Below are 14,447 nucleotides of genomic sequence, written 5' to 3' on the forward strand. Positions count from 1 at the left end.
AACTTTTCGGGGGCAGTCCATCCCTGTGGGAGCAGGCCTGCCCGCGAAGAAAGACGCCGCAATCTCAAGGATTGCTCACCACTGCCAGCCAATCGGCAAAGCGCTCCACCTTCGACAACCCGCGCTTGTCACCCGGCACCTCCATCCAGTAGCCATAAGGCCCGATCACCTCCACCGGGGTGATCGGCAGCAGGCTGCCGCTGGCCAGCTCACGCTCGATCATCTGCCGGTCGATCACCGCCAGGCCGCCGCCGGCCAGGGCGGTGTGGATCACCTGGTCGAGGGTGCCGAACTCGATGCCGCAGTCGGCATCGACATCGCTGCGCCCTGTGGCGGCCAGCCAGTTCTCCCACACCCGCAGGCGGCGGCCTTCGTGGAGGATGTGCAGCAGCGGGTGATCACGCAGACAAGGCTCACGGCCATCCTGGAACAGCTCGGGGCTGGCCACGGCGATGTGCCGTTCCATCACCAGCAAACGGCGATTGCCCGTGCCCTCGCCTTCACGGCTGAACAGGATGCGGCAGTCGAGTTCGCCGGGGTGCTCGTCATCACGCTGGCTGGTGACGCTGAGGCTGATGTCCGGGTAGCGCTGCATGAAGCCGCGCAGGCGTGGCGATAGCCAGCGGGTGGCCCAGGTCGGTGGCGCAAGGATACGCAGGCGCTGGCGCAGATTCGGCACGCGCACCGCCTCCAGCGCCCGCTCGATGCGATCGAACGCCTCGCCCAGGTGCGGGGCCAGGGCGTTGCCTGCCTCGGTCAGGGTCAGGCCACGCGGGCCGCGGACGAACAGCACGACGCCCAGGTAATCCTCCAACTGCTTGATCTGTCGGCTGATGGCGCCCTGGGTGACGTTCAGCGCATCGGCGGCGCGATTGAAGCTGCGGTGGCGAGCAACTTCCTCGAAGACCTTGAGCATGTTCAAAGGCGGCAGGGTGCGCATGGTGGGGCTCTGCTGATCGTTGTTTTTGTAGGGCGATTCTACAGGGGCGCGACTGCCTGCAAACATGCGTTTTTCTCGGGTTACCGCTGCGTAATGCTCGTTTGTGCCGGGGCACGGGCGTTGGATAGGGTCGCCCCAATCGCGGGCTTGTCCCGCGATTGGGCCGCACAGCGGCCCCGATAACGACAAGAAACCACCAAAGGTGCCCCCACCCATGCCCGCACTTCCGTTGCGTCACACCCTGCTTCCCGTCCTGCTGACCCTCAGCGCCGCAGCCCAGGCTGTGCCGATCACCGAGAACCTCGACGTCGGCGGCGCGATCCGCGCACGCTTTGACCACGACCCGGACCGCAAGATCGACAAGGCCGGCCTGGACACCATCATGCTGCGCGCCAACTACGACTCGGAGAGCTGGATCGGCGCAGTGCGCTATCGCTTCTATGGCAAGGCCTACCCCTACCAGTACACCGACAAGGTCGGCGATATCCAGTTCGCCGAGTACGCCTGGGTCGGCTATAAGTTCGACGAGAACCGCCAGGTCCAGGTCGGCCTGAACAAGATCCCCTTCGGCCTGCAGCCGTATTTCGGCAGCACCTTCTACGAGACCCTGGGCAACGTGATCGGGCTTGAGGACGTCGAGGCGGTAGGCGCCAAGTACATCCACCAGCAAGGCGACTGGAACCTGCAACTGGGTCTCTACGGACGCCCCGCCTGGCCTGGCCGCGGCACCAGCAACGGCACCACCTACTCCAGCGTGGTGACCTCGGCCGACGACTATGTCGCCAACGGCAGCCGCAACCAGGAGCGGCAGATCGCCGTGGCGCGCCTGGCGCGCTCGTTCAAGCTCGGCGACTGGCAATCGGAGGCCGGCATCTCGGGCCTGACCTCGCGCCTGGAAAACCGCGACACCCACGACGACGGCCGACGCAACGTGATCGGCGTGCACTATCTGGGCAAGAACGGCCCCTGGGGCGTGCAGATGCTTGCCGCGCGCCAGCAGATGTCGCCACGCAACCCGGACAACAGCGAGCGAGTGACCTTCGGTGGCTACGACGGCACCTACAACGTCGCCAGTCGCGGTAACCTGTACGTCGGCGACCTCAGCTACAGCGTGCCCGGCACCTTTCTCGGCGACTGGATCAGCGGAGTCACGCTGTATGGCAACTACAGCCGCTTCGACAAGTCTGCATCCGGCTTCGACAGTTCCGAACGCTTCATCCTCGGCACCTCGTTCTCGGTGCGCAGCTTCTACATCGCGGTGGAGTGGCTGAACGGGCGCAACGATCCGTACATCGGCGGCAGCAGCTACACCGAAAGCCTCGCCCAGGGCGGCACCGACCATTGGGAGAACCAGCTGTACATGAACATCGGCTATTACTTCTGAAAACCCCGGGCCGCTGTGCGGCCCCACTCCCACCAGGAGACACGGCGAGTGAAACGCAAGATCCCGGCACTCAACGCCCTCAAAGCCTTCGAGGTGGCCGGCAGCACCGGCAGCTTCACCCGCGCCGCCGAACTGCTCAACGTCACCCAAAGCGCCGTCAGCCGCCAGGTGCGCCAGCTCGAGGAACAGCTTGGCGAATCGCTGTTGCAGCGCCGCCACCATCACCTGCAGCTCACCGACGCCGGGCGTACGCTGCTCAATGCCCTGCAGCAATCGTTCGACCGTATCGAGCTGACCGTACGCGGCATCCAGCAACGCCAGCACCCCACGCGCATCCGTCTCAACGCCCCGCCAACCTTCGCCAGCCGATGGCTGCTGCCGCGTCTTGGGCGCCTGCGCGAGGCGTGTCCGGGGCTAGAAGTGACACTCACCACCCAACTGCAGGACAACCTCGCGGAAATCGCCACGCTCGACTGCGCGATCCGTTTCGGCAATGGCGAATGGGACGGCCTGGACAGTTCGCTGCTGATGCACGAACGGCACATCGCGGTGTGTTCGCCGTCGCTGCTGGCCCAGCAGGAGGAGCGCCGGGTCGACCTGCATCACATGCCCCTGCTGCACGTGCTGGCCCGCGAGGACCAGCGCTTCCTGACCTGGCGCCACTGGCTGGACGCTGCCAGGATCCAGGGCGTTGACTTGCGTGGCGGCTATGAATTCGACCTGCTGGACATGGCCATCCGCGCCGCCATCGACGGGCTCGGCATCACCATCGCCGACCGGCAGATGGTCGCCAGGGAGCTGGCTGCCGGGCAACTGGTGCAGGTGCTGGACGTGCAGGTCGACGGCCACCAGTCGTACTGGTTCGTGACCCGACCGGACCAGCAATTGCCCGCGCATGTGGAGCAGTTTCGCGAGTGGCTGATGCAGGAGGTGTGGCTGGCCGAGCGCAACCTGGGTGGGCCATCGGAAGTGGCGGTCTGCGAATAGGCGCAGCCGCCATCGCGGGGCAAGTCGGGGCGCCGAACCGCCTACAACAGCCCCGCAACTCCTGAATACCGCTCCAGTTACCTGTTGAGCAACTGTCTTGCTCAAATCCAAGGCGTGCCCAATCCCTGTGGGAGCGGGTTTACCCGCGAAAAGAACACCGCGATGCATGGCACCGGCTAAGCCGGTGATCGCGGGATAAGCCCGCTCCCACCGGCATTGGGCAGGCCTCAGATTTTTGAGCAAGGCAGTTGTCCCCACAGGACTGAGCTGGTCTTTAGATTTTGAACGATGCAGTTGCTCCCATGTAACACCGCAGTATTCAGAAGTTGCAAAGCTGTTGCAGGCAGTTCGGCGCCCCGCTTGCCCGCGAAGCAGTCCCCACCCCCCCTCAAGTAACATGCGTTTTAAGCACATTACCCCCACGCATTAATCGTTTGTTCCCCGTCCCTCCCTGCGACAAATTGTTCGCCATAACCCACAAGAAAATCGCTGCGCCAGCGCCGCCCCGTGCCCGCTCGCCAGCCCTTGTGGGCCCGTTCACCCCGCAAGCGGACACCTTCATGCGTACAGAACACAACTTCATCGACGGTCGCTTCGTCGTCGCCCCCGAGCAACCCGCCCTGAGCGTGTTCGACCCGGCCACCGACGAGCAGGTCGGCAGCGTCAGCGCTGCCAGCCCTGCCCAGGCCATCCAGGCCGTCGAAGCCGCCAGCCGCGCCCAGCGCAGCTGGGCTGCCCTGCCCTCGATCGAGCGTGCCCAGCACCTGCGCCGCCTGGCCGACGCCCTCGAAGCCTGCGCCGACGACATCGGTGCAGCGCTGGCCTGCGAATCCGGCAAGGCCCCCGGCGAAGCCCGCAACGAGGCGCTGTACGCCGCCGAGATCACCCGTTACCACGCCGAATGGGCACGCCGCATCGAAGGCGAAGTGATCCCCAGCGACACCCGCGACGAAACCATCCTGCTCAAGCGCGAAGCCATCGGCGTGGTCGCCTGCCTGATCCCGTTCAACTACCCGGTCTACACCCTGCTGCGCAAGGTCGCCCCGGCGCTGATCGCCGGCAACACCGTGGTCGTGCGCCCAAGCAACAACACCCCACTGTCGGCCTTTGCCATCGCCCGCGCCGTGCAGCAGGCGCAATTGCCCGACGGGGTGATCAACATCCTGGCCATGCAGCACGATGTCGCCGCCACCCTCTGCACCCAGACGGCGGTCGGCATGATCACCCTCACCGGCAGCGTACGCGCCGGGCGCACGGTGCTCGAATACTGCAAGGCCAACATCGCCAAGCCGTCGCTGGAACTGGGTGGCAAGACCCCGGCCATCATCGAGCCCGATGCCGACCTGGAGGCCGCTGCCGCCGCCATCGTCGCCTCCAAGACCACCCACTGCGGCCAACTGTGCACCGCCATCGAGCGCGTCTATGTGCAGGCCAGCGTGCACCAGCGCTTCCTCACCCTGCTGCGCGACAAATTCGCCGCCGTGCGCATCGGCAACCGCGCCGAGGATGCCGCCTGCATGGGCCCGCTGATCAGTGCAGGCTCGCGCGAGGAGATCCACGCCAAGGTGCAGCGCGCCGTGGCGGCCGGGGCCCACATCGAAGCCGGCGGCTACCTGCCCGAGGGCCCGGGCAACTTCTACCCGGCCACGCTGCTCAGCGGCTGCCGCCAGGACATGGAGATCGTCCAGGAAGAGACCTTCGGCCCGGTGCTGCCGGTACTGGCCTACGACACCCTCGACCAAGCCCTGGCCATGGCCAACGACCACCAGTTCGGGCTGTCGTCGGTCCTTTACAGCGAGAACTACCGCAGCGCCATGAAGCTGGCCAACGCCATCGAAGCCGGCGAGCTGTACGTCAACCGCACCCCTGCCGACCCCTACCAGGGCTACCACGCCGGCTGGAAACGCTCGGGGTTGGGCGGCGATGACGGCAAGCACGGCATGCTCGAATTCACCCAGACCCGCCTGGTGGTCCTCAAGTACTGACCCGCGCAGGACACGCTGCCTGCGTGCCCTGCTCCACTGTCCTGCGACAACCCCGACGACAGATCCGCCCACGAGAACAACAATGAAAAAAACAATAAATACCGAGGCGCTCAGCGTGCCCAGCACTTCTGCCAACTTCTCGCGCTACCTGCAACTGGCCCTGCTGGTGCTGGCGGCCGGCGCCATCTACCCGATGCTGTACCTGCGCCAGGTGTACCAGAGCACCATGCTCGAGGCGCTGTCGATCAGCAACAGCGAGCTGGGCTACCTGTACTCGATCCTCGGCACCGCCTTCCTGGTCAGCTACCTGCCCAGCGGCTGGCTCGCCGACCGCATTTCACCGCGCTTCCTGATCAGCTTCTCGCTGGTCGGCACCGGCCTGCTCGGCGTCTGGTACGCCCAGTTGCCAGGCTTCGAAGCGCTGCTGGCGATCTTCTGCGGCTTTGGCATCACCACCGGCCTGACCTTCTGGGCCTCGCTGATCAAGCGGGTCAAGATGATCGCGGGCGAAAGCGAACAAGGCCGCTTCTTCGGTGTGCTCGATGGCGGCCGAGGCCTGGTCGAGGCGCTGCTGGCGACCATCGCCATCGCCCTGTTCGCCCAGGTCGCCGACAGTGCCGGCGGCAGTGCCGTGGGCCTGACCCGGGTCATCCACTTCTACGCCGCCTGCTGCGTGATCCTGGGCCTGGCGCTGATGCTGGTGCGCGACCCGCAGGTCAAGGCCGACACCATCAAGGCCCGCGAAAAGGCCAACCTGCTGCACGACCTGCGCACCTTGATGGCGATCCCCGAGCTGTGGCTGGTCACCGCCATCGTGTTCTGCGGCTACCACTTCTTCTGGGCCACCTACAGCTTCTCGGCCTACCTGCAAGAGGGCGGCTTCGGCCTCAGCGCCACCGCCGCCGGCCTGATCACCACCATCAAGCTGTGGATGCGCCCGCTGGGCGGCATCGGCGGCGGCTGGCTGGGTGACCGTTTCTCCAAGACCGGCGTGCTGGCCTGGGCCATGGTCCTCGCCGCCGTCGGCATGATCGGCCTGATCGTGCTGCCGAGCCTGCGGGTGCTGGGCGTGCTGGTGTTCCTGGTGATCTTCATCGGCCTGATGACCTACGCCATCCGCGGCCTGTACTGGGCCATCCTCGACGACTGCCAGGTGCCGCTGCGGGTCACGGGCCTGGCGATCGGCATCATCTCCCTGGTCGGCTACTCGCCGGACGTGTTCCTGCCCCTGCTCAACGGCTGGATCATCGATCACTTCCCAGGCTTCCTCGGCTACCAGATCTACTTCTCCTACGTCGTGGTGATGGGCCTGCTCGGCGTCGTCGCCACCCTCAACCTGAACAAACGCATCAAGTCCAAGGCGGGCAAAGCATGAAGATCGTATCCCTGCAAACCCACGTGGTGGCCGTGCCACCGCCGCATGTCGGCGGCATGTACTGGCTGTTCGTCACCCTCAAGACCGACTGCGGCATCGAGGGCGTCGGCGAGATCTACGCCGCGACCTTCCACCCGCGCGCCATGGTGCCGGTCATCGAGGACGTGTTCGCGCGCTACCTGCTCGACCAGGACCCGCACCATATCGAGCGTTTCTTCCGCCGCGCCTACTCCAGCGGTTTCACCCAGCGCCCGGACCTGACCATGATGGGCGTGGTCAGCGGCCTGGAAATGGCCTGCTGGGACATCATCGGCAAGGCCGCGAACAAGCCGGTCTACGAACTGCTCGGCGGCCAGGTGCACGAGCGCCTGCGCTCCTACACCTACCTCTACCCGGTCAACGCCCAGGGCGAGTACGACTACAGCGACCCGGACCTGGCCGCTGAATGTGCCGTGCAGAACATGCAACTGGGCTTCACCGCGCTGAAGTTCGACCCGGCCGGCCCCTACACCGCGTTCTCCGGCCATCAGCTGTCGCTGGAGGTGCTGGAGCGCTGCGAAACCTTCTGCAAGCGCATCCGCGAAGCGGTGGGTAACCGTTGCGACCTGCTGTTCGGCACCCACGGGCAGATGGTGCCGTCGTCGGCGATCCGCCTGGCCAAGCGCCTGGAAAAATACGATCCGCTGTGGTTCGAAGAGCCGATCCCACCGGGCCAGGAAGAGGCCATGGCCCAGGTCGCGGCCAAGACCAGCATTCCGATTGCCACCGGCGAGCGCCTGACCACCAAGTACGAGTTCTTCAAGCTGCTGCAGGCGGGCGGAGCGTCGATCCTGCAAATGAACGTCGGGCGCTGCGGCGGCCTGCTCGAGGGCAAGAAGATCGCCAGCATGGCCGAGGCCTACTACGCGCAGATCGCCCCGCACCTCTACAACGGCCCGATCGGCGCGGCGGCGAGTTTCCAGCTGGCGGCCTGCACGCCGAACTTCCTGATCCAGGAAAGCATCGGCACCTGGGGTGGCTTCCACGCCGAAATCCTCAACAAGCCCCTGCAATGGGAGGACGGCTACATCATCCCGTCCCGCGAGCCGGGCCTCGGGGTCGAGCTGGACATGGACGTGGTACGCCGTCACTCAGGCTACGAAGGCGAGCGCCTGCACCTGCAGATGGCGCCGCATCCGGTCGACGTCAAGGACGCCTCGCCGGCCAAAGGTTGAGCGTCAAGCCGCCCCGGCCTCGGGGCGGCCCTCTATTCACAGGGTTAGCGATACATGAACGATTTTGACTACATCATCGCCGGCGCAGGCTCGGCCGGCTGCATCCTCGCCGCGCGCCTGAGCGAGTCGGGGCGCCACAGCGTGCTGCTGCTCGAAGCCGGCGGCAAGGACAGCTCGCCATGGTTCAAGCTGCCGGTGGGCTTCGCCAAGCTCTACTACAACCCCACCTTCAACTGGATGTACTACACCCAGCCCCAGGCCCATCTGGCCGGGCGCAACCTGTATGCACCGCGCGGCAAGGTGCAAGGCGGCTCGGGTTCGATCAACGCGATGATCTACGTGCGCGGCCAGGCCCATGATTTCGATGACTGGGCCGCCAATGGCGCCGAGGGCTGGTCGTTCAAGGACGTGCTGCCGTATTTTCGCAAGCTCGAATCGCACCCGGCCGGGGCCAGTGAATACCACGGCGCCAACGGGCCGATCGGCATCACCCCGATGAAAGGCCAGGCCCATCCGATCTGCGATGTGTTTCTCGAGGGTTGCGAGCAACTGGGCTATCCGCGCAGCGAAGACTTCAACGGCAAGCACTTCGAAGGGGCCGGCATCTATGACGTCAACGTGCGTGATGGACGACGCAGCTCCAGCAGCTTCGCCTACCTGCACCCGGCGCTGGGTCGTCCGAACCTGCACATCGAGCATCACGCCTTGGTCGAACAGGTGCTGCTCGAGGGCAAGCGCGCGGTCGGCGTACGCATTTCGCAGAACGGCATGGCGCGCGAGTTCCGTGCCCGGCGCGAGGTGATCCTGGCGGCCGGTGCGGTGGACACGCCAAAGATCCTGCAACTTTCCGGCATCGGCGACCGCGCCCTGCTCGACCGGCACGGCATCGACACCCGTCACCACTTGCCGGCAGTTGGCAAGAACCTGCAAGACCACCTGTGCGTGAGCTACTACTACAAGGCCAATATCCCGACCTTGAACGATGTGTTCGGCTCGCTGCTGGGCAAGCTGCGGCTCGGCCTGCAATACCTGCTGACCCGCAAGGGGCCGCTGGCGCTGAGCGTCAACCAGTCCGGTGGGTTCTTCCGCAGCGATGCCCAACAGGCGCACCCGAACCTGCAGTTGTACTTCAACCCGCTGTCGTACCAGATTCCCAAGAACAACAAGGCCAGTCTGCAGCCGGAGCCTTACTCGGGTTTCCTGCTGTGCTTCAATCCGTGCCGACCGACCAGCCGCGGCGAAGTCCGCATCGCCTCACGCGATCCGCGTGAGCCTGCGCTGATCGATCCGAACTACCTGAGCACGCAGAAAGACATCGACGAGGCCATCCAGGGCAGCCGTCTGATGCGCTCGATCATGCAGGCCCCGGCGTTGCGGGCGATCACGGTCGAGGAAGTGCTGCCGGGCCCGGCAGTGGACGATGACGCGAGCATGCTGCAGTACTTTCGCGAGAACTGCGGGTCGATCTATCACCTGTGCGGCAGTTGCGCGATGGGCAACGACCCGTCGACCAGCGTGGTGGACGCGCGGTTGGCGGTGCATGGGCTGGACGGGCTGCGCATCGTCGATGCCTCGGTATTCCCCAATGTGACCTCAGGCAATACCAACGCAGCAGTGATGATGGTGGCAGAAAAAGGGGCAGACCTGATTCTCGAATCGGTCGAGCAGAGTGCCCCGATCCTGGCCGAGACTCAACGACGCTCGGCCTGAGCGGCACAGGCGAATCGGGCGAGCTGCACGGCAGCTTGCCCGGTTTTAGTGAGTAAAAACGCGACTCCACGCCATAAAACAATCCATTTGCATACTAAATTCAGCGCCAATCATCCATTTGAGCGAAGAACGCCTGAGCATTCGCCTCCAGGCTCTGCAGGTGATAGCCGCCCTCCTGCACGATCAGGCATGGCAGCCCCAGCTCGCGAATCCGCTCGCCAAGCGTGGCGAAGCCCTGGGTCGTGACCGCCACCTTGCTCTGCGGATCGAGTTCGTAGATATCGAAACCGAGCGACAGCACCAGCACCTCGGCATCGAAATCCTTCAGCGCATCCAGGGCAATGTCCAGTTGCGCCAGGAAGTCCCCCTCGCTCGCGCCATGGGCCATCGGCAAGTTCAGGTTGTAACCCTCGCCCTCGCCTGCGCCACGCTCATCGGCAAAGCCGGCCACGCCCGGGTAGAAGTTGGTGGGATCACCGTGCACCGAGACATACAGCACATCGCTGCGCGTGTAGAAGATCTCCTGGATGCCCTGGCCGTGGTGCATGTCGGTGTCCAGCACGGCGACCTTGTGGTAGCGCTCGCGCAATACTTGAGCAGCGACGGCCGCATTGTTGAGGTAGCAGAAACCGCCTGCGGCATCGAAGCGCGCATGGTGCCCCGGCGGACGGCACAGGGCGTAGGCTGCACGCTCGCCGTCGAGAATCGCCCGGGCCCCGGCGACCGCACTCTGCGCCGACCAGTAGGCCGAGCGCCAGGTCTGCTCGCCCACCGGGCAACTGCCATCGGCCAGGTAGCGTGCCGCCTGGGCCAGGATGCCGCGCAAGGCGTTGGGCTCGCGCACGAAGATGTTCGACATCACTTCGTCGCCCCAATCCTCGGGCACTTCTTTCCAGCGCGCGTGCGCCTCCTGGAGGAAGGCCAGGTAGGGCTCGCCGTGCACCGCGGCGAGCGGCGCGAGGCCGGCATCCTGCGGTTGGCGGATGTCCATGTCCAGGTCGCGGGCCGCTTGCAGTAGGCGCTGAGCGCGCTCAGGGACTTCCTGAGGGGTGCGCATGGCACCACGGGAGTAGTAGCTGCGCGGATGGTGCAGCAGTTGTTCGGGGTGAAAATAGCAGCGCATCAGGCCTCTCCTGGTTCGACACGGCCGGCACGGGCCAGCACGGCGTTGAGCAATACATCGGCGCCGTTACGGGCGTCGTCGGGCAGCACGTCTTCGGCTTCGTTGTGGCTCAGGCCGCCCACGCAAGGGATGAAGATCATGGCTGTCGGGCAGTAGCGCGCCAGCAGAATCGCATCGTGCCCGGCGCCACTGACGATCCGCTGCTGGGTATGGCCGAGGGCATCGACCGCGTGCTGCACCGCCGCCACGCACTCGGCATCGAACGGGGTGGCCGGGCTGACCCAATGCCGCGCGACGCTCACACGCAAGCCGCGCTGGGCGGCGACAACCTGCAGCAACTCACCCAGTTGACGTTCCATGGCCTCGATGGCTTCGTCGCGGTGATGGCGCAGGTCGACGGTAAAACGCACCACGCCCGGGATGGTATTGCGCGACGCTTTGCCGATGGACAGCTCGCCCACCGTGGTCAGGCCTTCGGGGGCGAAGTCGGCCGCCAGTTGCTCCACCGCCTGGATCATCCGCGCGGCGCCATACAACGCATCCTTGCGCAGCGCCATCGGCGTGGTGCCAGCGTGGGCGGCCATGCCCTGGACCGTGACGTCGAGCCAGCGAATCGCCTGACCGCCCGTCACCACGCCAATGCTCTTGGCGTTGTCTTCCAGGATCGGCCCCTGCTCGATGTGCGCCTCGAAATAGGCGTCCACCGGCCCGCCCAATGGCCGCTCACCGGCATAGCCAGTGGAGGCCAGCGCCTCGGCGACGCTGATACCATCGGCATCGTGGATCGCCAGGGCCTGCTGCAGATCGAGCACGCCAGTGAACACCGCCGAGCCGAACATCGCTGGGGTGAAGCGTGCGCCCTCTTCATTGGTCCACACGGCGATTTCCAGCGGCTTGCGGGTGTGGATGCCGAGGTCGTTCAAGCAGCGCACCACTTCCAGGCCGGCCAGCACTCCATACACGCCGTCGAAGCGTCCACCTTCAGGCTGGGTGTCCAGGTGGCTGCCCATCATCACGGGCGCAGCCTGTGGCTCGAGGCCGGGGCGTCGGGCGAACAGGTTACCGATGGCATCCACCGACAGGCTCAGGCCAGCCTCGCGGCACCAACCGACGAACAGCTCGCGGCCGGCCTTGTCGTCCTCGCTCAAGGCCAGGCGGCAACTGCCGCCACGGGCGGTAGCGCCCACCTCGGCCATGGCCATCAGGCTCGCCCACAGGCGTTCGCCATTGCTTTTCAACATCATGGGTACTCCAGTCGAATCGGGATTTCAGGCCAGCTCGAGGCGCTGGCTGTGGGCATACTGGCGCGCCAGGGCCAGTACACAGACCAGCGAGATGCTGGCGATCAAGGTGTAGAACAGCGCCATCGGCCACCAGTGGCCGCTGAACTGATGGGCAAGCCAGGTGCCGATCAACGGCGTCAGGCCACCGGCGATGGCGCCGCACACCTGGTAGGCCAGGGAAATCGCGGTGTAGCGCACGCGCGTCTGGAACATGCCGCTGACGAAGCCAGCAATCACCGCGTAGAACGACGCCATGCACGCAGCCGCCAGGGCGATACCGAGCACGATCAGCGGCCCCTGCCCGGAGCTGACCAGCACGAACATCGGGTAAGGCGAGGCCATCGCCAACAGCGCCATCAGGGCAAGGAAGCGGGTGGCGCCGAGCTTCTCCGACAGCCAGGCCGCGATGGGCTGCACACAGAACTGGATGATCGCCACGAAGAACAGGCATTCGAGGATCAGCGAGCGCTCCAGGTGCAGCTGCTGGGTGGTGTAGCTGATCATGAAGGTGTTGGTGAAGTAGACGCCGGCGATGCCCAGCGTATTGGCACCGATGCACAGCAACAGCGGACGCCAGGCGGTACGCAGCACCTCCAGCACCGGCGCCTGCTCCTTGCGCTGGGCCTTGAGCGCCTGTTCGCGGCTGGCGATGAACTCCGGCGACTCGTTGACCCCCAGGCGAATCGCCAGGCCGACCAGCAGCAACAGCGCACTGGCCAGGAACGGCAGGCGCCAGCCCCAGCTCATCAGGTCTTCTTCCGGCAGGCGGGTGACGGCGCCAAATGCCAGCAGCGAGAGGATCAGCCCCGCCGGGCTGCCCAGTTGGGCGAACGATGCGAAGAAGGTACGCCGGCCCTTGGGCGCATGCTCGCCCGCCATCAACACCGCCCCACCCCACTCGCCACCCACGGCGATGCCCTGGACGATACGCAGCAGGATCAACAGCACCGGTGCGGTGGCGCCGATCTGTGCGTAGGTCGGCAGCAGGCCGATCCCGATGGTGACCACCCCCATCATCAGCAGGGTGATGACCAGGGATTTCTTGCGCCCGATGCGGTCACCCACATGACCGAACACGATGCCGCCCAATGGCCGGGCGAAAAAGCCGACGGCGAAGGTGCCGAAGGCCGCCATGGTGCTGAACAGGCTGTTGTCGGAAGGAAAGAACAAGGCACCGAACACCAGGGCGGCGGCGGTGGCGTAGATGTAGAAGTCGTACCATTCGATCATGGTGCCGATGAACGCGGCGGCCGCGGCCCGGCGCGGCTGAGGCGAAGCGGAAGGCTGCATGGGGCTGGCTCCTTTGCTTGTTGTTCTGGCAGGAGTTGAGGGTCACGGTGGCGCTCTCTGGCGCTTGGTCTTGCTGCAGGGGTGGCCTTTTCGCGGGCAAGCCCGCTCCCACTGGCCCTCTGCATGCCTTTGATTTATCTACCCGGGGCTATGATTAGTCAATTTTCTATTTATTATTCGAACTATTAGCCATGCTTATCATTCGAGCCCATCATGTCCGACCGCCTGCTCAACGACCGCCTCGACTGGAACCTGCTGCGCACCTTTCGGGTGATCGGCCAGGAACTCTCCATCAGCCGCGCCGCCGCTCGCCTGCACCTTACGCAACCGGCCGTGAGCCAGGCGCTCAAACGCCTGGAAGAACAACTCGGCCGCCAGCTCATCGCCCGCCGCGGCCCACGCTTCGTGCTCACCGAAACGGGCGAGCAACTGTTCCAGCTCGCCGGCGAGGTGTATGGACAGATGTCGCAGATCGGTGGGCTGCTGGAGCAACCTGCTGACGAAGTGGTGGGCAAGGTGCGGTTGCTGATGATCAGCCGTATCGTCAGCGAGCGCTTCGACGACTTTCTCGCCGACTTTCATCGCCAGCACCCACGGGTGGAGTTGGAGATCGACGTGATGCGCAGTTCCGACATCGTCGCGGCCCTGCAGGAAAAGACCGCCACCGCAGGCCTGAGCCTCAACCGCCGTGCGCAACCGCGCCTGGAGCAGCGCCTGTTCCTGCGCCAGCGCTATGCCTTCTTCTGCGGCAAGCACCACGCACTGTTCGGCGCCCAGGAAGGCGACCTGCAACGGGAGAATTTCGTCAGTTTCACCAGCGACCAGATTGGCGGCATGCTCTCGCCATTGACCATCTTCCGCGACCAGCAAGGATTCTCCGGCAGGATCGTCGCGTCCTCCCCGAGCCTTGAAGAGGTGCGTCGGCTGGTGATCGCAGGGTTCGGTATAGGCTGCCTGCCCGAGCATGTGGTGGCAGCGGATGTGCAGGCCGGGTTGCTCTGGAAGCTGGCGCCGCATGAAGGCATTGCCGATGTGGATATCCACCTGCTGTGGAACCGCGAGCAACGCTTGAGTCGGGCAGAGGGGGTGTTTATCGAGGCGTTGCAGCGGTGCCTGGAGGTGTGATTGTCGAGTGTTCTCAGGTGGCTGGACACCG

At 65.3% G+C, this 14,447-nt stretch carries 11 protein-coding genes; 7 read left to right on the forward strand and 4 right to left on the reverse strand.

The features are described 5' to 3' along the window. Positions 1-64 precede the first annotated feature (64 nt). Positions 65-940, reverse strand: coding sequence for a LysR substrate-binding domain-containing protein (locus tag HU748_RS12155; RefSeq protein ID WP_186664141.1), 876 nt, complete (start codon positions 938-940; stop codon positions 65-67). 214 nt (positions 941-1,154) lie between these two features. Here HU748_RS12155 and HU748_RS12160 point away from each other — a divergent pair, with 214 nt between their 5' ends. The 6 genes from HU748_RS12160 to HU748_RS12185 all read left to right on the forward strand — a co-directional run bounded on the left by HU748_RS12160 (position 1,155) and on the right by HU748_RS12185 (position 9,595). Beyond that, a complete protein-coding gene (locus HU748_RS12160) occupies positions 1,155-2,324 on the forward strand; it encodes a porin (RefSeq protein ID WP_186720510.1) in 1,170 nt (389 codons plus the stop codon). Positions 2,325-2,372: 48 nt separating this feature from the next. Continuing rightward, positions 2,373-3,311 carry a LysR substrate-binding domain-containing protein gene (locus HU748_RS12165; protein WP_186720511.1) on the forward strand — a complete coding sequence of 313 codons (939 nt, stop codon included), beginning with the start codon at positions 2,373-2,375 and terminating at the stop codon, positions 3,309-3,311. 560 nt (positions 3,312-3,871) lie between these two features. Beyond that, the gene (gene aldA, locus HU748_RS12170; protein ID WP_186720512.1) at positions 3,872-5,296 is read left to right on the forward strand and encodes an aldehyde dehydrogenase; all 1,425 of its coding nucleotides are present in this window, start codon (positions 3,872-3,874) and stop codon (positions 5,294-5,296) included. 82 nt (positions 5,297-5,378) lie between these two features. Continuing rightward, positions 5,379-6,671 (forward strand): MFS transporter, encoded by a 1,293-nt coding sequence (locus tag HU748_RS12175; RefSeq protein WP_186720513.1) that lies wholly within the window; start codon positions 5,379-5,381, stop codon positions 6,669-6,671. Then, complete coding sequence (locus HU748_RS12180) at positions 6,668-7,885, forward strand: mandelate racemase/muconate lactonizing enzyme family protein (protein WP_186720515.1); 1,218 nt, start codon at positions 6,668-6,670, stop codon at positions 7,883-7,885. Before HU748_RS12175 ends, HU748_RS12180 begins: the two co-directional genes overlap by 4 nt. A gap of 54 nt (positions 7,886-7,939) precedes the next feature. Further along, positions 7,940-9,595 (forward strand): GMC family oxidoreductase N-terminal domain-containing protein, encoded by a 1,656-nt coding sequence (locus HU748_RS12185; RefSeq protein ID WP_186720516.1) that lies wholly within the window; start codon positions 7,940-7,942, stop codon positions 9,593-9,595. Positions 9,596-9,695: 100 nt separating this feature from the next. On the opposite strand, the gene HU748_RS12190 is transcribed toward HU748_RS12185, so the two are convergent. From HU748_RS12190 to HU748_RS12200, 3 genes are read right to left on the reverse strand one after another with little or no spacing between them, the layout of a single operon-like run. Then, entirely contained in the window at positions 9,696-10,718 is a 1,023-nt protein-coding gene (locus tag HU748_RS12190; RefSeq protein ID WP_186664129.1) for a histone deacetylase family protein, read from the reverse strand. Continuing rightward, positions 10,718-11,959 carry a Zn-dependent hydrolase gene (locus HU748_RS12195; protein ID WP_186720625.1) on the reverse strand — a complete coding sequence of 414 codons (1,242 nt, stop codon included), beginning with the start codon at positions 11,957-11,959 and terminating at the stop codon, positions 10,718-10,720. The genes HU748_RS12190 and HU748_RS12195 overlap by 1 nt, the downstream gene beginning before the upstream one ends. A 27-nt stretch (positions 11,960-11,986) precedes the next feature. Further along, positions 11,987-13,291, reverse strand: coding sequence for an MFS transporter (locus HU748_RS12200; RefSeq protein WP_186707737.1), 1,305 nt, complete (start codon positions 13,289-13,291; stop codon positions 11,987-11,989). A 213-nt stretch (positions 13,292-13,504) separates the two neighbouring features. On the opposite strand from HU748_RS12200, the gene HU748_RS12205 reads away from it, so the two are divergent. Beyond that, positions 13,505-14,416 carry a LysR family transcriptional regulator gene (locus tag HU748_RS12205; protein WP_054895604.1) on the forward strand — a complete coding sequence of 304 codons (912 nt, stop codon included), beginning with the start codon at positions 13,505-13,507 and terminating at the stop codon, positions 14,414-14,416. Positions 14,417-14,447 lie beyond the last annotated feature (31 nt).

This window comes from Pseudomonas sp. RW3S2, from assembly GCF_014268955.1.
Taxonomy (GTDB): domain Bacteria; phylum Pseudomonadota; class Gammaproteobacteria; order Pseudomonadales; family Pseudomonadaceae; genus Aquipseudomonas; species Aquipseudomonas wayambapalatensis.